At 73.7% G+C, this 19014-nt stretch carries 16 protein-coding genes; 8 read left to right on the forward strand and 8 right to left on the reverse strand.

The genetic code is table 11. The features are described from left to right. Positions 1-309 precede the first annotated feature (309 nt). Together EST54_RS28780 and EST54_RS28785 are read left to right on the forward strand one after the other, a co-directional pair. The gene (locus tag EST54_RS28780) at positions 310-1020 is read left to right on the forward strand and encodes a copper homeostasis protein CutC (RefSeq protein WP_129250638.1); all 711 of its coding nucleotides are present in this window, start codon (positions 310-312) and stop codon (positions 1018-1020) included. An 84-nt stretch (positions 1021-1104) separates the two neighbouring features. Then, on the forward strand, positions 1105-2136 hold the full coding sequence (locus EST54_RS28785) for a hypothetical protein (RefSeq protein ID WP_239013128.1): 1032 nt from the start codon (positions 1105-1107) through the stop codon (positions 2134-2136). 111 nt (positions 2137-2247) lie between these two features. Here the strand turns inward: EST54_RS28785 and EST54_RS28790 are convergent, their stop codons facing one another. Then, positions 2248-4380 carry a HelD family protein gene (locus tag EST54_RS28790; protein ID WP_129250639.1) on the reverse strand — a complete coding sequence of 711 codons (2133 nt, stop codon included), beginning with the start codon at positions 4378-4380 and terminating at the stop codon, positions 2248-2250. Positions 4381-4740: 360 nt separating this feature from the next. On the opposite strand from EST54_RS28790, the gene EST54_RS34490 reads away from it, so the two are divergent. Together EST54_RS34490 and EST54_RS28800 are read left to right on the forward strand one after the other, a co-directional pair. Next, complete coding sequence (locus EST54_RS34490) at positions 4741-4950, forward strand: hypothetical protein (protein ID WP_129250640.1); 210 nt, start codon at positions 4741-4743, stop codon at positions 4948-4950. Positions 4951-5187: 237 nt separating this feature from the next. Further along, complete coding sequence (locus EST54_RS28800) at positions 5188-6471, forward strand: glycosyltransferase 87 family protein (RefSeq protein ID WP_167511622.1); 1284 nt, start codon at positions 5188-5190, stop codon at positions 6469-6471. A gap of 42 nt (positions 6472-6513) precedes the next feature. On the opposite strand, the gene EST54_RS28805 is transcribed toward EST54_RS28800, so the two are convergent. Beyond that, positions 6514-8166, reverse strand: a complete 1653-nt coding sequence (locus tag EST54_RS28805) for a DNA repair helicase XPB (protein WP_129250641.1) — start codon at positions 8164-8166, stop codon at positions 6514-6516. 233 nt (positions 8167-8399) lie between these two features. Beyond that, positions 8400-10916 carry a helicase-associated domain-containing protein gene (locus tag EST54_RS28810; protein ID WP_129250642.1) on the reverse strand — a complete coding sequence of 839 codons (2517 nt, stop codon included), beginning with the start codon at positions 10914-10916 and terminating at the stop codon, positions 8400-8402. 176 nt (positions 10917-11092) lie between these two features. On the opposite strand from EST54_RS28810, the gene EST54_RS28815 reads away from it, so the two are divergent. Further along, positions 11093-12253 carry a hypothetical protein gene (locus EST54_RS28815; RefSeq protein WP_129250643.1) on the forward strand — a complete coding sequence of 387 codons (1161 nt, stop codon included), beginning with the start codon at positions 11093-11095 and terminating at the stop codon, positions 12251-12253. 129 nt (positions 12254-12382) lie between these two features. Next, on the forward strand, positions 12383-13048 hold the full coding sequence (locus EST54_RS28820) for an HAD family hydrolase (protein WP_129250644.1): 666 nt from the start codon (positions 12383-12385) through the stop codon (positions 13046-13048). Here EST54_RS28820 and EST54_RS28825 read toward each other — a convergent pair. Then, positions 12985-13263 carry a hypothetical protein gene (locus EST54_RS28825; RefSeq protein ID WP_129250645.1) on the reverse strand — a complete coding sequence of 93 codons (279 nt, stop codon included), beginning with the start codon at positions 13261-13263 and terminating at the stop codon, positions 12985-12987. The genes EST54_RS28820 and EST54_RS28825 overlap by 64 nt on opposite strands. A gap of 192 nt (positions 13264-13455) precedes the next feature. Here EST54_RS28825 and EST54_RS35980 point away from each other — a divergent pair, with 192 nt between their 5' ends. Then, positions 13456-13839 (forward strand): cold-shock protein, encoded by a 384-nt coding sequence (locus EST54_RS35980; protein WP_018089689.1) that lies wholly within the window; start codon positions 13456-13458, stop codon positions 13837-13839. A gap of 43 nt (positions 13840-13882) precedes the next feature. Here EST54_RS35980 and EST54_RS28835 read toward each other — a convergent pair whose 3' ends face one another. The 4 genes from EST54_RS28835 to EST54_RS28850 form a co-directional block, all read right to left on the reverse strand. After that, entirely contained in the window at positions 13883-14734 is an 852-nt protein-coding gene (locus tag EST54_RS28835; protein ID WP_129250646.1) for a 1,4-dihydroxy-6-naphthoate synthase, read from the reverse strand. Between the two features lie 10 nt (positions 14735-14744). Continuing rightward, entirely contained in the window at positions 14745-15512 is a 768-nt protein-coding gene (locus EST54_RS28840) for a futalosine hydrolase (protein ID WP_129250647.1), read from the reverse strand. Between the two features lie 16 nt (positions 15513-15528). Next, positions 15529-16032, reverse strand: coding sequence for a hypothetical protein (locus EST54_RS28845; RefSeq protein ID WP_129250648.1), 504 nt, complete (start codon positions 16030-16032; stop codon positions 15529-15531). A gap of 69 nt (positions 16033-16101) precedes the next feature. Then, positions 16102-17544 carry an MFS transporter gene (locus EST54_RS28850; protein ID WP_372448256.1) on the reverse strand — a complete coding sequence of 481 codons (1443 nt, stop codon included), beginning with the start codon at positions 17542-17544 and terminating at the stop codon, positions 16102-16104. 384 nt (positions 17545-17928) lie between these two features. Here EST54_RS28850 and EST54_RS28855 point away from each other — a divergent pair, with 384 nt between their 5' ends. Beyond that, entirely contained in the window at positions 17929-18834 is a 906-nt protein-coding gene (locus EST54_RS28855) for a DUF3027 domain-containing protein (protein ID WP_129250652.1), read from the forward strand. The last annotated feature ends 180 nt before the right edge of the window (positions 18835-19014 follow it).

Genomic DNA, 19014 nt, shown 5'->3' on the forward strand with positions numbered 1-19014 from the left:
GTGGGGGCGGGGGTGTGGGTGCCCCGGTGCGGCCCCGCAGTGCGGCCGGCAGGGGCGGGGGCCCGGGCGGTGGAAGCGGACGGTCCGGCCGGTAGGGGGCAGACGGTCCCGGGCGGTGGCCGGCGCTCCGGGCAGGCGCGGTCGGCGTTCGGGCAGCCTCCGGGCGGACTTCGGCGTTCGGGCGGATTCCGGTCGTGCCGGTGGCGATCCGGCCCGCCGAAGGCCGGACGGCCCGTACCCTGGGATATTGGACTAGACCTCTTGAGAGGGGTTCCGTTCCGTCATGCCGTCGTCGAAGGATTGGGTCATATGAGCAAGCGCGCGCTGCTGGAGGTGATCGCGCTCGGCCCGCAGGACGCGGTCGCCGCCCAGGCCGGCGGAGCCGACCGCCTGGAGCTGGTCACCGACATGGCGGCCGACGGGCTCACCCCGCCCCGGGCCACCTTCGCGGCGGTCCGGGCGGCCGTCGGCCTTCCGCTGCGGGTGATGCTGCGCGCCACGGACGGCTTCGCGGCCGGCGCGGTGCGGGCGCTGTGCGAGGAGGCCGAGGCGCTCCGGGCGGAGGGCGCCGAGGAGTTCGTCCTCGGATTCCTGACGCCGGACGGACGGCCGGACCTCGCCGCGCTGGCGGCGCTGACCGAGGTGCTCGACGGCTGCCGGTGGACCTTCCACCGGGCCATCGACCGGGCTGCCGACCGGGACGCGCTGCGCAAGGAGCTGGCGGCGGCCGGGGCCACGGGGCTCGACACCTATCTGACGGCCGGCTCCGCCCAGGGCGTCGCCGAGGGGCTGCCGACGCTGCTGGCCGAGCAGGCGCGTACGGCGGCGGGCGAGCCCGGGTACGTGCCGCGGATCCTGGTCGGCGGCGGACTCGGGCTCGGCCATCTGCCGGCGCTGCGCGCGGCCGGCCTCGACGCCTTCCACATCGGGGGTGCCGCCCGGCCCGCCGGCTGGTCCGCGCCGGTGGACGCGGCGGCGGTGGCGCAGTGGCGGGAGGCGCTGGACCGCGCGGTGCCCTAGGGCTTTCCCTTAGGCGGATTCCCGGCCGGACAGCTGGTCGCGGCTTCTTACATCCCTCTCATAACGGCGCTGCACCGTGGGGTCATGGTGACCAAACGCATTGCTGCCGGTGTCGGAATGCTCATGACGATGGCCTTGGCCGGGGGCGCGGCCGGGACGGCCGCCGCGGCTTCTGCTCCTGCGTCCGGCAAGGCTTCCGCCTCAGCGTCCGGCAACAAGACGGCGAAGAACTACTTGTACTCCTCCATCGGGGACTTCGACGAAAAGGTGAAACCTCTGGTCGATCGCCCCGACGTCGCCGGCGTGCAGCTGGTGGTGCCGTGGAAGGCACTCGAAAGGAAGAAGAACCAGTACGACTTCTCGGCCATCGACCAGGCGCTGAAGTATCTTCAGGCCCGGCACAAGAAGCTGTTCATCCAGGTCCAGGACCGCTTCTTCGAGCCGCCGACCAGGCTTCCGGACTACCTGCTGAAGGATCCGGAGTACAAGGGCGGCGCGGCCCCGACGAAGAACGAAAGCGGCCTCGGTCCCGGTAAGCCCGGAACGGTCGCGGCGCAGTGGAATCCGCAGGTGCGGGCCCGTTTTCAGCATCTGCTGAAGGCGATGTCCCAGCGGTTCGACGGTCGCCTCGCCGGGGTGAATCTTCCGGAAACCGCTACCGAAGTGGACACCAAGAAGGACCGTACCGGATACAGCAACGATGCCTACTTCAAGGCGGAGCTGGACAACATGGCCTACGGCAAGAAGGTCTTCACCAAGACGCCGTTCATTCAGTACGTCAACTTCTGGCCGGGCGAATGGAACAACAGCCGCAACTACATGAAGCGCACCTTCGAGTTCGCCAAGGCGCACGGAATCGGCCTGGGGGGACCTGACGTCCTGCCGAACCGCCCGGCGCAGATGCAGAACTCGTACCCCTTCTTCAAGAAGTACCGCGGCCAGCTCCCCATCGTGGCCATGGCCGTCCAGGAACCCGATTTCCAGTACAAGAACCCCAAGACGAAGAAGCCGTACACCCGGCAGGAGTTCACCGAATTCGGCTCGAAGACCCTGGGAGCCGACGGCCTCTTCTGGGCCACCAGCGCGCCCTGGCTCCAGAAGCCGGCGGCACGATAGAGCCACGCATCCTGCGTGGGTGGGGAAGGCGCCAGATCACCTCAGGCCATGGGTGACCTGGCGCCCCCTCGGTCAGGCCGCCGCCCTCGGTCAGGCCGCAGCCCTCTCGGGTCAGGGCGCCGGCGTCCCCCCGGCCAACTCCCCCGGGAGCGGCGCCCCGTGCACCACCGTCAGGCCGGACACCGGCCGGGTCAGGCAGACGTACAGCCGGCGCAGGCCGGTCCGTTCGTCCGGTTCGCCGTCGACGATCGCGGCCGGCTCGTCCAGCACCACGTAGTCGTACTCCAGGCCCTTGGCGAGGGTGGCCGGTACCAGGGTCAGCCGGGCGGCGGCCGAGGTCTCCTCGCCCGGTGCCAGGCAGGTGACGCCGGCCTCCTCCAGGGCCGTGCGCAGCGCCGGAATACGGGCCTCGGCGGCGATCAGGCCGATCGAGCCCTCCTTCCGCAATGCGTCGTCGCAGGCCGCGAGGGTGGCGGAGTCCAGGTCCGCCGGATCGACGGTGCGGATCTCGAAGTCGCCCGCCGACTCGCGGATCGAGGTGGCCTCCGTCAGGTCGGGGGCGATGGCGGGCAGCAGCCGCGACGCGTAGGCGATCACCTCACGCGGGACGCGGAAGCCCTGGGTGAGCTCCTCGACGGCCGCACCGGGCTTGCCCAGATGGGCCAGCGCCTCCTCCCAGGTGTCGGTCGCCCAAGGAGTGGTGCCCTGGGCGATGTCCCCCAGGATCGTCGCCGAACCCGTGGTGCAGCGGCGGCCGACCGCGCGGTACTGCATGGGGGAGAGGTCCTGCGCCTCGTCCAGCACCACGTGCCCCAGCGAGTGCGTGCGCGAGACCACGTCCATGGCCTCGTCGATCAACACCGCGTCCGCGGAAGACCATTTGGCGCTCTTCACGCTGCGGGCCGGTTTGGTCCACAGGATCGTCTTCTGCTCCTCGGACGTGAGGATCCCCTCGGCCTGTGCGGCCAGGAACTCCGCGTCGCCCAGCAGCCGCAGCACCAGCTTCGCCGGGTCGACCGGCGGCCAGAGGGCCTTGACCGTGGCTTTCACCGCGGCGTTACGGGCCACCGCGTCCTGCACCCGGTCGTCCGGGGCCTCGCCGGCCTGCTCCATGCGGACGAGTACGGCGTGTGCGATCCGCTGCGGCAGCGCCTCGCGGGCCGCGCCGTAGCGGATGTCGCGGTCCTTCAACTCCCGGACGATCTCCTCGATTTCGTAGGCCGGTACTCGCCAGCGGCGGGAACCGCGCACGACCACACACGGTTCCTCGGGCAGGGTGATGTGCGAGCGGATCGCCCGGCGCAGCACCTCGGCCATCCGTGCGTCGCCCTTGACCGTCGCGGCGGCCGCCTCGTCCGTACCGCGCACCTCCACATGCCCGACCAGGTCATCGACCGTGGCCTGCTTGACCTCCAGCTCGCCCAGGGCCGGCAGCACCTGCTCGATGTAGTGCAGGAACGAGCGGTTCGGGCCGATGACGAGGGTGCCGGCGCGGGCCAGCCGCTCCCGGTGCGCGTACAGCAGGTAGGCGACCCGGTGCAGGCCGACCGCGGTCTTACCGGTGCCCGGCGCGCCCTGGACGCAGACCGAGCCGCCGATGCCGGCGCGCACGATCTCGTCCTGCTCCGGCTGGATGGTGGCGACGATGTCCCGCATGGGGCCGACGCGCGGGCGCTCGATCTCCGTCTGGAGGAGCCGGCTGGTCCGCTCCGCCTCGGCCGGGTCGGTGAGGTGCTCGTCCTCGTAGGCGGTCAACTCGCCCGCCGTGTAACCGAAACGGCGGCGCAGCCTGAGGTCCATCGGGTCCTTCTTGGAGGCCCGGTAGAACGGCTGGGAGACGGGGGCGCGCCAGTCGATGACCATGGGGTCGCCGTCGGCGTCGTGGACGTGCCGGCGGCCGATGTAGAAGTTCTCTCCCGCGGCCCCCTCCGCGAGGTCGAGGCCGGGCGCGTGGAGGTAGTCGAGGCGGCCGAAGAACAGCGGGGTGTGGGCCAGGTCGGCGAGCGACTTGATCCGGGCGTCGATCTCGCCCTGGAGCACCTCGGCGTTGACCCAGTTCGCGGTCACATCGGCGATGTTCAGCGCCTCGGCGTCCGCGCGCATGGCCCGCAGCGCGGCGCGCGAGGCGGCGAGGTGGGCCTTCTCGCGCTGGAGCGGGTCGCGCGGGAGCGGGTCGTCGGCCGCCGGGTCGGGGCGCTCGGCGCGCGGCTGTGGTGGTGCGGGACGGTGGGCGTGCGAGGGCACGGCGTTGCCTCCGGTGGCGATACGTCGGCGGGCGCGCGCCAGGGTGCACGGGCGCGGCGGGCCGGTGGCGGTGCGTAGCGCAGGTCCTGCGGTGCGCGGGTCAGCGGCGTGAAGCGAAGAGCCGACCGGTTTCCGACCGGTCGGCGGCACTCCTCGGCGGGAGGCAGGCAGACGCGCGAGTGTAGTGGGCGGCTCAGGACGGCGCCAACGGATTAATCGGGGCTCACGGCGTCGGGCCGGGGACGGACAGCGGTAGACCTCCCGTAGGGGGCCGCATGGGCCTGGAGTCTGACTTCCGGCCCCCCAGGGATGGACCTATGGACCGATGTGCTGCAATCGCGTGAATTTCATTATGGAGGCATGAGCAGCGCAGCGATTCCCCCAGCCTCTGTCCACCCCGCCTCCGTGCACCCGGTCAAGGGTGCCTCGGCCCTCGGCCCCGACCCCGGGCACGGCGCGGCGCCCGCCCCACAGCACCGCCATGTCGTGGGCAACGTCCTCCGCGCGATCAAGGTCTTCGCCACGGCAGCCTTCGGCGTCGTCGTCATGGGTGAGTACGTCGACGATTGACCCCGCGGCCGCCGCATGGAGCCGAGCGCGTCATCATTTCGCCCTCCAGCGGACACACCACGCATCATCGCGGACGGGAAACCGGCGCACCCCACTGGCACGCGAGGTGCGCGCTCAGCAGTGAGCGGCCGACCCGTGCCGACATCCGGATGACCGGAAACCGTAACGGCCGGTCGGCCTCGATCCACTAGCGTCGCCGGCGAGGGCGCGCTCAGCGCAACGGGGAGGGGTCAAGGGGTGTCTGCTGCCGACGGACCGGGGACGTGGAGACGGATCTGGGCACAGAGCATCGCCCGCCCCCGCCGCCTGCTGCTCGCAGCGGCATTGCTCATGGTGTCGCTCGCCGGATTCTGGGTGCTGTACCAGGTCCAGCAGATGCCGATGTCCGACATAGTCGTCTACCGCGCCGAGGGCGAGGCCGCCGCGGCCGGTGGTGATCTCTACGGCTTCACGGTCAGCAAGTGGGACCTTCCGGCCACGTATCCGCCGTTCGCCGCCGTGCTGTTCATACCGACCACCTGGCTCTCGCTCGGCGTCCTCAAGATCCTCGGCGTGCTGGTCAACGCGGCCCTCCTCGCACTGCTCTGCCATCTCTCCGCCAAGGCCGCGGGCCTGCGCAAGGCCGCGCACAGCGGGCCCTTCCTGCTCGTCGCCACCGCCCTCGGCCTCTGGCTGGAGCCGGTCTTCCAGACCTTCGTCTTCGGCCAGGTCAACCTCGCACTGGCCTGCCTGGTCCTGTGGGACCTCTCCCGTCCCGACGGCGCCCGCCTCAAGGGGTTCGCCACCGGCATCGCGGCCGGCATCAAGCTCACCCCCGCGCTCTTCGCCGTCTACCTCCTGGTCACCGGCCGGGTGAAGGCCGCCTGCACCACCCTCGCCGGGTTCCTGTGCACGGTGCTGCTGGGGTGGCTGGCGCTGCCCGATGCCAGCGTCGAGTACTGGACCCGGCGGGTGTTCGAGACCGGCCGGGTCGGCAAGGCCTGGATCGTCGACAACCAGTCCCTCCAGGGCCTGATCGCGCGGGTGCTGCACGACCCCGACCCCGGTCTCCTGTGGGCGGTGCCCGCACTGCTGACCGCCGCGGCCGGGCTCTACGCGGCCCGCCGGGTGTATGTGCGGCGCGGCCTGGACCACTGGGGTGTGCTGTGTACGGCCGTCACGGCGCTGCTGGTCTCGCCGATCAGCTGGTCCCACCACTGGGTCTGGTGCGTGCCGCTGCTCATCACGCTCGCCGCGCACACCCGGCGCATCCCGTGGCGCAGGGCGCTGCTGGCCGCCGCCACCCTCGTCTTCGCCGCCCGCACGATGTGGATCACTCCGCACACCGGCGATCTCGATCTCCATCTGCCCTGGTGGCAGCAGCCGTTCGCGGCCCCCTACCCGGTGCTCGGGCTGGCCCTGCTGGCGGCGGTGGTCTGGTGGACGCGCCACTCGCCGGGCGCCCCCGCCGCTCCGGCCGGCGGCCGGCTCCCCGCGCCGCGCGCCGCGCGGGAACTGTCCGGCCGCTCCTCGGCGGGGTGAACCGGCAGGCGCCCGCCCGGCGCCTGCCGCCGGGCCGCCGCCTCAGACGTCCTCGTCCGCCGCCAGCAGCTCGTCCGCGTCCACGATCCGGTACGCGTAGCCCTGCTCGGCCAGGAAGCGCTGGCGGTGCGCCGCGAAGTCCTGGTCGATGGTGTCGCGGGCGACGACCGAGTAGAACCGCGCCTCGTGCCCGTCCGCCTTGGGACGCAGCACCCGGCCCAGCCGCTGGGCCTCCTCCTGGCGGGAGCCGAAGGTGCCGGACACCTGGATCGCGACCGTCGCCTCCGGAAGGTCGATGGAGAAGTTCGCGACCTTGGAGACGACGAGCACCGAGATCTCGCCCTCCCGGAACGCGTCGAAGAGCTTCTCGCGCTGCGCGTTGGTGGTCTCGCCCTTGATCACCGGGGCGTCCAGATGCTCACCCAGCTCGTCCAGCTGGTCGATGTACTGCCCGATGACCAGGGTCTGCTCGCCCTCGTGCCGGCGGACCAGCGCCTCGGTCACGTACTGCTTGCTCGCGGTCGTCGCGCAGTAGCGGTACTTCTCCTCGGTCTCGGCCGTCGCGTACGCCAGCCGCTCCGTCCCGGTCAGATTGACCCGCACCTCGACGCAGTCGGCCGGGGCGATGTACCCCTGCGACTCGATCTCCTTCCACGGAGCGTCGAACCGCTTCGGCCCGATGAGCGAGAAGACGTCCGACTCCCGCCCGTCCTCGCGCACCAGCGTCGCGGTCAGCCCCAGCCGCCGCCTGGCCTGCAGATCCGCGGTGAACTTGAAGACCGGCGCGGGCAGCAGATGCACCTCGTCGTAGACGACCAGGCCCCAGTCCCGGGAGTCGAACAGCTCCAGGTGCGGGTAGACGCCCTTCCGCTTGGTCGTCAGCACCTGGTACGTGGCGATGGTGACCGGCCGGATCTCCTTCTTCGTCCCGCTGTACTCGCCGATCTCGTCCTCGGTCAGCGAGGTCCGCTTCACCAGCTCGTGCTTCCACTGCCGGGCCGAGACCGTGTTCGTCACCAGGATCAGGGTGGTGGCCTTCGCCTGGGCCATCGCACCGGCCCCCACCAGCGTCTTTCCCGCGCCACAGGGGAGTACGACGACACCCGAGCCGCCGTGCCAGAAACCCTCCACGGCCTGCTGCTGATAGGGCCGCAGCGCCCAGCCGTCCTCGCGCAGCTCGATCGGGTGCGCCTCACCGTCGACGTAACCGGCCAGGTCCTCGGCCGGCCAGCCCAGCTTGAGCAGCGTCTGCTTGATCTGCCCGCGCTCGGAGGGGTGGACGACGACGGTGTCCGGGTCCAGCCGCGCCCCGACCAGCGGCTGCACCTTCTTCGACCGCAGGATCTCCTCCAGCACGGGGCGGTCCGTGCAGGTCAGCACCAGCCCGTGGGCGGGGTGCTTGGTGAGTGTGAGCCGCCCGTAGCGGGACATCGTCTCCGCGATGTCGACCAGCAGCGCATGCGGCACCGGATACCGCGAGAACTGCACCAGCGCGTCGACGACCTGCTCGGCGTCGTGCCCGGCGGCCCGCGCGTTCCACAGCCCCAGCGGCGTCACCCGGTACGTATGGATGTGCTCGGGCGCCCGCTCCAGCTCGGCAAAGGGCGCGATGGCCCGCCGGCAGGCATCCGCCAGCTCGTGGTCCACCTCCAGGAGCAGCGTTTTGTCGCTCTGGACGATGAGGGGTCCGTTCACGCGCCTCGCCTTTCGCTTCCCGGGCCGTCGGGGAGCGGCCGCAGACATCGGCCACATACGGCCAAACGTCCAGTGTGCCGCATCGGCGCGCGGGGCCGGTAGCGATGGGCCGACGGCCCTGGTGCGGGCCGGGTGCGGGGTCGGCGACGCCGGTCAGGGGGAGGCCGGATCCGGGGAGCCGGCGGCCGGGCACCACCGCGCCCAGGCGCGGTCCGCGGGCCCGGGCCGCGACCTCAGACCGAGTCGTCCGCCAGCTCCGCCACGCCCGTGATCCGGTGGAGCGGATACGTCCGGACCTCGTCGGCGGTGTGGTCGTAGGCCGTCACGAAGCCGCCCTCGACCCGTACCGGGGCGATCACGCGCTGACTGGCGGCGCCGTCGGCGTTGACGTAGCCGATCCAGAGCGCGGAGTGGGTCAGCACCGCGGCCTGCATCGTGGCGAGGGTCTCGGCGGAGGTGGTGCGGGGGAGGGAGCCGGGGGCCGGAGCCGGGGCGTGCACCGGCTTGCGCTCCGCGGTGGCGGCGAGATCGCCGGCGCGGATGGCGCGGACCGCCGCCGCCAGCAGCGTGGGGTCGGGGGACGGCGGGCCGTCGGGGACCGGCGTGGGGGCGGTGCGCGGCGGGGTGCGGTAGGAGTCGGCGCGGGCGATCAGTACGTCGCCGGCGGCGGACTCGGCGGCCGGGGCGTAGCCCATCGCCCGCAGGCCGTCGAGGAGTTGGTCGGGGGAGGTCTGGGCGGCGAGCACGGTGGGGGCGAGCCGGCGCAGCCGGAGCGGGGCGGCGCGGCGGTCGGCGAGGATCTCGGAGAGCAGTGCGTCGTCGTCACAGCGGACGTAGGCGGCGGCCGCGCCGATCCGCAGATGGCCGTGTCGGCGGGCCACGTCGTCGATGAGGTAGGCGAGCGGCTGCGGGACCGGGGTGCGGGAGTGGGCGGTGAGGAACTCCTGTAGTTCGGCGGCGGAGCGGCCGGCGTCCAGGGCGCGGCGTACGGAGCCGGGTGTGAAGCGGTAGACCGTCGCGCCGCCCTTGGACTCGATGTCGGCGAGGACGCCCAGGGCCTCGGCGAGCGGGCGGTGCAGCGGGCCCGGGGCGACGGCGGTCAGATCCGCCTGGAGGAGGACGTGGTCGAGGGGTTCGGGCAGGAGCGGGGCGAGCCGGGCGGCGGCGCGGGCCGCTGCCGCGTCGGTCTCGGCGGGGGTGGGGGCGGTGGTGTCCTCCGGGAGGTCGAGCAGGCCGCGGCCGTGGGAGGAGAGCGCGCCGCGCCCGGTCACCCCGAGCAACTCGGCCTCGGTCAGGGTCCATTGGGCCAGCCGCGAGCGGAGGTCGTCGGCCGGAGCGGGGGTGCCGGCGGGGCCCGCGGCGTCGCCGGCACCGTCCGCGGACACCTGGCCCGCGACCGGCCGGCCACCGCGCAGCGGACGCTCCCACTGCAGCCGGGCGAGCACCGCCGCGCCCGGTACGGACGTACCGGGCGGCAGGCCGGCAAGGAGAGCGAGGGCGCGCCGGCGGACCTCGGGGGCCGGGGAGCGGTCGAGGTGCGGGCCGAGGGCGGCCAGGGCGCGGCCCTTGGCGTCGGCGGTGCCGACCACCCCGGGGGTGCGGGTCGCGCGCAGCCAGCCGGCCACCAGCGCCGCCCAGCGCTCGGGGTCGGGCAGCTGGAGCCACTCCTCGGCGGCCGGGGTGGCCGCGAACCGTTCGTCGGCCTCGCCGTCCGAGGCGATCAGCCCGGCCCCGTAGGAGAGTTCGAGCCAGAAGGCGGCGAGCTGCTCGGTGGTGTCCAGGGCGGCGGCGGTGCGCTTGAGGTCGCGGACGCTCATCCCGCCGGCGCGGAGCACGGCCGGGCCGCCCAGGTCCCACTCCTTGAGGAGTTCCTCGACGGTCGCGAGCGCGGTGAACGCCTGGCTCGCGGCGGCGTTGTCCACAAGCTGTGGATCGCGTTCCGTGGTGGGCGAGAGCGGGGGCGGGGCCGGCTCGGTGGTGTGATGGGCGCGCCCGCCGCGCAGTTGCAGCGCCGCTTCCCGGGGGAGGACGACATTCCGCGCGCCCGCCGGGAGCAGCAGGCCGCGGTCGAGCAGCCACTGCAGATGTGGGGCCGGGCGGTCGGTGACCCCGCCGTACGGCGGGCCCCACAGCAGCTTGTCGAGGACGGCGACGGATTCGGCGGGCGCGGTGTCCAGCAGCGCCGCCATCCGCTCGCGGTCGCGGAAGAGCGCGGTGAGCGCGGCGGCCGCGGTGACCGGGTCATGGGTGGTGGGCAGCCCGGCCGCGGCGATGATCTCCTGCAGCCGCCCCGGCGACATCCCCGCCACGGCCTCGGTGACGGTCGGGCCCAGGCCGGTCGGCGACGGGTGCGCGGCGCTGGGCGCGAGCAGTTCCCGGGCCGTACGCACCAGCCGCAGCCGGTCGTCCGGGCCCCACACCAGCGCCTGGGCCCGCAGCTCCGCCACCGCCCGGGGCAGCTCGGCGGCGACCGCCCGGTCCCCGGCCTCCCCGCCCATCAGCGCGCCCAGCGTGTCGTACGGGCACGGGTCGGGCGCCACCGCCAGCGCCTCCGCGGTCTGCAGCACGAACCGGTCGAGCCGCTCGACCGCCCGCACGACCGACGCCCGCGTCCCGGCCCGGGTGGCGAGCTGGGTGACATCGCCCGGCACCGGACTGAGCAGATCGGGCCGGGCCCGCAGCAGCCCGATGAGCCCGCCGTCCGGGCGGGTCCTGAGCTCCTCGGCGAGGGTGCGGGGTGTACCGGTCATTCGTCCTACGTTAGCGGGGCGGGGGAGGACAGGGGACCGGGTGGCGGCGAGGTTTCGTGGCACGCCGCCCCGGCGCCGCCCCCGCGTCACCCGCCCCGGAGCCGCGCCCTCCGGTCCGCCCGCCGGCCGACGGGGTACCGTCGGGGGAGCAACCAGCGGACGCCGCAGGGGATTTCGTGGGGATCGAGAGTGATCAGCTCGTCTTTGACTATTTGAGCCGGGTCGGCGACCTGGCTCAGCAGCGGGGCCTGGACTCCGGCACGCGGATGCGGCTGGTGAGCGGGCTGCGGGCCGAGCTCGACGGCCAGCGGGCCGACTCGGTCTCCGGTGTGAAGCGGACCCTGGCGCGGCTGGGCACCCCGGAAGCGGTGGTCGAGGCCGCGGGGGGCGGCGGCGACCGGACGCCCGGGGTTCCGGGGGCGCGCACCACCCCGGGTGACGACCGGCCCGCCGTGCCGCTCGGCCCGCTGTCCGGCCGGCCGTCGCAGCCGGAGCCGTCCCGCCCCACCGCCCGCGAGCGGCTCACCGGTCTGGCCCGGCGCAGCGGGCTGACCGGCAAAGCCCCCCTGAACGGCAAGGCGTCCGCCGGCGGCGCGGTGCCCGGCCCGCGGGACCGGGCGCCGGACTCCGCACCGGCCGCCGGCCTGCCGCCGCATCTGGCCGGCGCGGACGAGCTGGGGGACGGCGCGGCGCCCGACTGGTGGCGGGTGGAGCCGGGGCCGTTCGGTCCCGGAGACACCGTGCCGGGGTTCGTCGGCGGGATCGAGATCCCCGAGATGTGGCACCGGCCGGCGAGCGAACGCCCGCCGTCGCTGCGGAAGGACGGCGCGCCGGCCGCCGACGGGGACGAGGAGCCGGACGCGGACGGCAGCGGCGCCGCACCGCGGGGCCGCCCGCTGCCCCGGCTGCTCCGGCGGGCGCTCGGCCGGCCCCCCGCGCCGGTCGTCGCACCGGCCGGGGCCGGCGAACCGGACGAGGTCGTGGTCGCCCCGGCCCGCCCGCCGCTCAGCCCGGCCCTGACGCTGGCCGCGCTGCTGCTGGTGGCCGGGGCGGCGCTGGGGTCGTGGCTCGCGCTGGCGGGCGGCTGGGGGCTGGCCTACGCCTCGCGTCGGCTGAGCCGTCCCGAGGCCAAGTTCGCGGCGCTCGGGGTGCCGGGGGCCGTGGTGGGCGGTCTGGTGGTGTGGCTGTGGGGCCGGTTCGAGGGGCGCTGGGGCGCGCCGATCGCCCACGGCCGGCTGGGACAGGAGATGCTCGACGGGCTGCCGGGGATGGTCCGGGTGGCGGCCGTCGCTTCGGCGCTGTTCCTGGTGTGGCGGATGCGGCGCACACCGCGCTGAGCGCCGCCGCCCGCCGCGCGGACGCCCCGCCGGCCGGGCCCCGGCCACGTACGGCCCGCCCGGCACTGCTGCCCTCCGGTATCGGCCACCCCGGCCCCGCCTTCCCTCCCCGCAGGCACAATGGCAGGCATGGCTGCGCACCCCCTGACGGTCGGATTCGACCTCGACATGACGCTGATCGACTCCCGACCCGGCATCAAGGCCGCCTATCAGGAGCTGTCCGCCAGGACCGGCACCTTCGTCGACGCCGAGGCCGCGGTGACCCGGCTGGGCCCGCCGTTGGAGCAGGAGATCCGCCGGTGGTTCCCCGAGGAGCGGGTGACGGAGATCAGCGCGCTCTACCGCACGCTGTACCCGGCCCACGCGATCACGGCCACCAAGGCCATGCCCGGCGCCCGGGAGGCCATCGCCGCCGTGCATGCGGCAGGGGGCCGGGCGATCGTGGTGACCGCCAAATACGAGCCGAACGCCAAGCTGCACCTGACGCACCTGGGCCTCGCGGCGGACGCCGTCATCGGCTCCCTGTGGGCGGAGGCCAAGGCCGAGGCGCTGCGCGCACACGAGGCGCAGGTCTACGTCGGCGACCACACCGGAGACGTCCGGGGCGCGCACACCGCGGGTGCGCTGTCCGTGGCCGTCGCCACCGGCCCGTGCGAGGCGCACGAGCTGCGTGCGGCCGGCGCCGAGGTGCTGCTCGCCGATCTGACGGACTTCCCGTCGTGGCTGGAGCGCTACGTGGCGGAAGGGGCCGAGGGGTCGGACGGGGCGGATGCCTCGGAGGCGGCTTCCGCCTGACGGCGCTGCGCGGCAGCGGAGCGGATCACTCCGGCCGCGGCGACCAGAAATCCGGCGCCCATCAGCATGCACAGCCAGTAGAAAGCGGACGGCAGCGGTTCGGTTCCGAGGAACAGCGGCGTCACCGTGGCGAGAGTGGCCACTGCGCCAACTAGGAACACGATCGCGCCGATTCGGACCAGTAGATCCCCGGCCTGGGGAGTTTCGTCAGACACCTGACCAGGGTAAGTCCGGGCCAGAAGCACCGCGGATCCACCCGGCTGCGTCTTGTCACCGGCCTTGGGACCATTAGCCTTGGTGCTGGCGGGTCCTGCGGCCCGCTGCATTGCTATCCGGACCGATTTCTGCCGCAGAATTTCTCAGTATCCCAGCCCATTTTTCCCACGAGTACGAGGACGAGGACAGACGTGCCTACCGGCAAGGTCAAGTGGTTCAACAGTGAGAAGGGCTTCGGCTTTCTCTCCCGCGATGACGGCGGTGACGTCTTCGTACACTCGTCGGTGCTGCCCGATGGCGTGGCCGCACTCAAGCCTGGCCAGCGCGTCGAATTCGGCGTCGTCGCCGGCCAGCGCGGCGACCAGGCGCTGACCGTGACCCTCCTCGACCCCGCACCCTCGGTGGCCGCGGCCCAGCGCCGCAAGCCCGATGAACTCGCCTCGATCGTCCAGGACCTCACCACCCTCCTGGAGAACGTCACCCAGCAGCTGGAACGCGGGCGTTACCCCGACAAGGTGCACGGCGCGAAGATCGCCGGCATGCTGCGCGCCGTCGCCGACCAGCTGGACGTCTGAGGCGAGCGGCCCCGTTGTTACGCGCCGGCCCGCCCGGCACCACTCACACGAAGCTCAGCGCATCGCGGCCGAGGGGCGGCACCAGCCCCTCGGCCGCGGCGCGGGTGAGCAGCCCGCGCACCGCGGCGTAGCCGTCCTCGCCGAGGGCGGCGGTGAACTCGTTGACGTACAGCCCGATGTGCTGGTCGGCGACCTTGGGGTCCATCTCCTGGGCGTGCTCCAGGACGTACGGCCGGGACGCCTCGGGATCGTCCCAGGCCATCAGGACCGAGCTGCGGATCGCCGCCGCGAGCGCGCGCAGCACCGGCGCGCCCAGCGACCGCTTGGCGATGATCGCGCCGAGCGGGATCGGCAGGCCGGTGGTGAGCTCCCAGTGCTCGCCCATGTCGGCCAGGCAGACCAGACCGTAGTTCTGGTACGTGAAGCGCGCCTCGTGAATGACCAGGCCCGCGTCGACCTTGCCGTCGCGCACCGCCGGCATGATCTCGTGGAACGGCAGCACCACGATCTCCCCGACGCCGCCCGGCACCTCGGCCGCGGCCCACAGCCGGAACAGCAGATAGGCGGTGGAGCGCTCACTGGGCACCGCGACCGTCTTGCCGGCCAGATCCGCGGCCGCGCCCTGCCGCCTGGTCAGCACCAGCGGGCCGCAGCCGCGCCCCAGCGCCCCGCCGCAGGGCAGCAGCGCATACTCCTGGAGCACCCACGGCAGCACCGCGTACGACACCTTCAGCACATCGAACTCACCGCGCTCGGCCATGCCGTTGGTGATGTCGATGTCGGCGAAGGTGACCGCCAGCTCCGGCGCGTCCGGGACGCGGCCGTGCGCCAGCGCGTCGAAGACGAAGGTGTCGTTCGGGCACGGCGAGTACGCGATGTTCAGCGGCCGGGTCACGGGGTCCTCCTCAGGGACGGTGCGACTCACCGGCCGCGCGGGTGGCGGCCGTCAGGGCTCCGGGAAGCGTACGGAAGGCGTCGGTCAGGGCGGCCAGGGCGGCGCCGATGCGCCAGGCGCCGCGGTCCCGGGGGCCGACGGCGTTGGAGATCGTACGGAGCTCCAGCACCGGCACCCCGTGCGCGGCGGCCGCCTCGGCGACCCCGAACCCCTCCATCGCCTCGGCCAGCACACCCGGGTGACGCGCCGCCAGCTCGGCGGTACGGGCCGCGCTGCCGGTGACCGTCGAGACGGTGACGACGGGGCCGGTGGCCGCACCGGCGGCCGCGGCGACGGCCTTGACCAGCGCCTCCTCGGGGCGGTGCAGCACCCTGCCGAAGCCGAGTTCGGTGACCGGCGCGAAGCCGTCGGGGGTCTCGGCACCCAGGTCGGCCGCGACGATCGCGTCCGCGACCACCACCGACCCCACGGGCGCCCCGGAGGGGGCTGCCCCCGGCTGACCATGGTCGGGACCGGGCGGGAAGCCGCCGCCGATCCCGGCCGAGACGACCAGGTCGTACGGCGCTCCGCCGAGCGCGGCGGCGGTCAGCGCGGTGGCCGTGCCGGCGGCAGCGGCGGCCGGGCCGACACCGGCGGCCAGCACATCGAGCGCCACCGGCGGGCCGGGCACCCGCCGCAGCGGGTATCCGCCCGGCAGCGTCGTCTCGTCGCAGGACGGAGCCGCGGCACACACCGCGTCGCGTTCGGCGGCCACCGCCGTGACGACCAGGACCCGCATCAGACGGCCCTCCGGCTCAGTTCTCCTGCTTCAGCGTGAAGTGCCACATGGCCTTGGGGCCTTCGCCCGAGTTCAGCTCCGCGACCTGGAGCGTCACGTCCTTGCTGTACGTGGTCTGCCCGGTCTGCGGGTTCTGCTGCATGAAGAGCGTGTCCGCGTCGAAGCTGCGGTACGTCTGCTTGCTGGGCTCGCGCATGACGGGGCCGGCGCCGATGACGATCCAGCCGGACTTGGCGATCTGCGGGTCGACGCCGACGCGCACCTTCTCACCGGGGTGCACGGTGATCGTCTTCTCGCCCTTCTTGGTCAGGCAGGCGGAGATGGCCTTCTTGGAGAGGACCTTGCCGTCTCCGTTGCAGCCGGGGGTGGCTTCGGCCTGCACCGTCGTCGACCCGACGGTCACGGTCGAGAGCGCGGTCGGCTTCTCGCAGGCGGAGAGGGTGATGAGACCCAGGGACACGGCACCGATGGCGGCAGCGGCACGGCGGCCCTTGCCCCAGGAGATCAACGCAGCGGTCATACGGGCAGGCTATCGGGCGCCCCGGCACACGCCACGCCCGGGTACGGCGTGCCGCGTGCCCGCGGGAAGTCAGGCCACCCGAGGGGTCGGCGTACCGCCGCGCCGGGCCGCGCTCAGCAGTCCCCGTACGGCCAGCGCCACCCCCAGCAGCACCAGCCCCGAGGCCACCGCCATCCCCAGCGTGCCGAACAGCGGCAGCGAGATCCCGATCGCCCCGCCCACCACCCACGACATCTGCAGCGCCGTCTCGGACCGGGCGAACGCCGAGGTCCGCACCTCCTCCGGCACATCGCGCTGGATCATCGCGTCCAGCGACAGCTTCGCCAGCGCCTGGCACAGCCCCGCGACGGCCGCCGCGGCGGTGACCACGACCACCGCCACCACCTGGTAGAACACCGCCGCCAGCACCGTCGCGCAGAGCGCCAGCCCCAGCACCCCCGCGATGATCGCCTCCGGCCCGCGGGCCTTCAGCCAGGCACCGACCGCCGTCCCCAGCGCATTGCCGGCACCGGCCGCCACCGCCACCAGCCCGAGCGAGGCCGCCGCCCCCAGCCCGCCCAGCGGATGCTCCCGCAACAGGAAGGCCAGGAAGAACGTCAGGAAACCGGAGAGCGCCCGCAGACAGGCATTGGCCTGCAGCCCGTGCAGTACCGACGGCCCGACGGTGCGCAGTCCGGGCTTGCGCGCACCGCCCGCGGCGGCCCGCGCCGACGCCTCCCGGGACGTCAGCCGGGCCCGGCCCTCGCCCTTCGCCGAGTCGACCTTGTGCGGCAGCGAGAACGACAGGAACGTACCGGTGGCAAACACGACGAACGCCCCGTACAGCGGCCAGGCCGGCCCGAGCAGGTGCAGCCCGGCACCGATCGGCGCCGCCACCCCGGTCGCCAGCAACCCCGCCAGCGTCACCCGCGAATTGGCCTTGACCAGCGAAATCCGCGGCGGCAGCAGCCGCGGCACCACCGCACTGCGAATCACGCCGTAGGCCTTCGACGACACCAGCACCCCCAGCGCCGCCGGATACAGCTCCAGACCGCCGGTCGCCACCGCGCCCGACATCGTCAGCGCCAGCAGCGCCCGCGCCAGCATCGAGCCCGCCATCGCCGCCCGCCGGCCGTGCGGCACCCGGTCCAGCAGCGGCCCGATCACCGGCGCGAGCAGCGCGAACGGGGCCAGGGTCACCGCCAGATACAGCGCCACCCGGCCCCGCGCCTCGTTCGTCGGCACCGAGAAGAACACCGTCGAGGCCAGCGCGACCGTGATCATCATGTCGCCGGCGGAGTTCACCGCATGCAGTTCGATCAGCTTGCCCAGACCCGATTCGCCCGCGCCGTGCGCATGCGTGGCGCGCCGCAGCCCGCGTGCCGCGCCCGTGAACGGACGGTGCAGCGCCCGGCCCAGGGCCCGGCCGGCGCGGCGTGCCCGGCCGCCCCCGTATCCGCTCCGCGTCGAGGCGCGTGACCCCCCGGACGACGTCCGTGCTGACTTCCGTGAGGCCCTCGACGCCTTCGACACCCTTGCGGCAGTCACCCGGCCATAGTGCCCCAACTCGCCCACGAGGGGGCACTTTCTCGGTGCTGCCGCGCGGGGCGCACCGGCCCGCGGACGTCGCTGCGGACATTCGCCACTCCCGCCGAGGGGTCGTACACCGCTGAAGGGGTAGCGTGTGTAGCGCGCCACCGGCGGTCGTTTTTGGCCGCGTGCCTCCTCGCGATCCCGCAGAATGGGATGTGAGAGGTGCGCTCGACCGAAACGACCGGGCGCGGACGTCGACGCGGTCCCCAGGTCCGCTCCGCCCGCCCCGGCACCGCCGGTCGTCCGGACAGGACAAGGACAGCTCCGGCTGGCGCGCTCGTGAGACTGGCGTAGAAGAGAGAATCGATTCTTGTGAGTGCTGCGATGCGAAGCCGTACCCCTGACCGCCTGTGCGCCGAGGCGGTCGACCTTGCCCGGGCGGCGGCGGAGGAAGCCGCGCTGCCCGGAATGGTCGGCGACCACATCGATGCCGTCGCCGACGGAGACCGCGTCGTCACCCACCTCTTCGCCTGCAACGAGCCGGGCTACCGCGGCTGGCGCTGGGCCGTGACGGTCGCCCGGGCCTCCCGCGCCAAGATCGTCACGCTCGACGAGACGGTCCTGCTGCCCGGCCCCGACGCGCTGCTCGCGCCGGAGTGGGTGCCGTGGAGCGAGCGGCTGCGCCCCGGCGACATGGGCCCCGGCGACCTGCTGCCCACCGAGGCCGACGACCTGCGGCTGGAGGCCGGCTTCTCCGGTGACGACGCCCCGCCGCCGAACTCCGCCGTCGCGGAGGGCATGGCCGCCGAGGTCGCGGACACCGAGGACGCCACCGTCATGCCCGACTCGCCCGCGATCCAGCCCGCCCCCGACCGCGGCGGCATCGCGGCCGTCGCCGAGGAACTGGGCATGCGCCGCGCCCGGGTCCTGTCCCGCTACGGCCTGCACACCGCCGCCGACCGCTGGGAAGAGGCCTACGGCGCCAAGACCCCCATGGCCCAGGCGGCCCCCGCCACCTGCATGACCTGCGGTTTCCTCACCCCGCTCACCGGCTCCCTGCGCCAGGCCTTCGGCGTCTGCGCCAATGAGTTCGCCCCCGCCGACGGCCGGGTCGTCTCCCTCGCGTACGGCTGCGGGGCGCACTCCGAGGCCGCCGTCATGCCGAAGCCGCCGCGGCCGGCCGCGCCGGTGGTCGACGAGACGGTGGTCGAGCCGCTGGCGTTGCGTCCCGAGCGGGACGGGGGCTCGGTGGAGGAGGCCGGGCCTGGGGAGGAGCTGGGCCACAGCTGACGCCTGGCGGCCCGGCGTACGTTGTCGGGTGCTCCGACGTGCCTCGTCTGTTGGTTCTTTTCGCCTTCGGCGGTTGTGGGGTGGTTGGGCGGGGGCCGCTGGCTGTGTGTGGTGGGTGCCGGTGGTGGGCCTCCGGGGGTGGGTGTTCGGACTGCTTCGCTTTACGTCCGAACACCCACC

The organism is Streptomyces sioyaensis, assembly GCF_004122735.1.
Classification (GTDB): Bacteria; Actinomycetota; Actinomycetes; order Streptomycetales; family Streptomycetaceae; genus Streptomyces; species Streptomyces sioyaensis.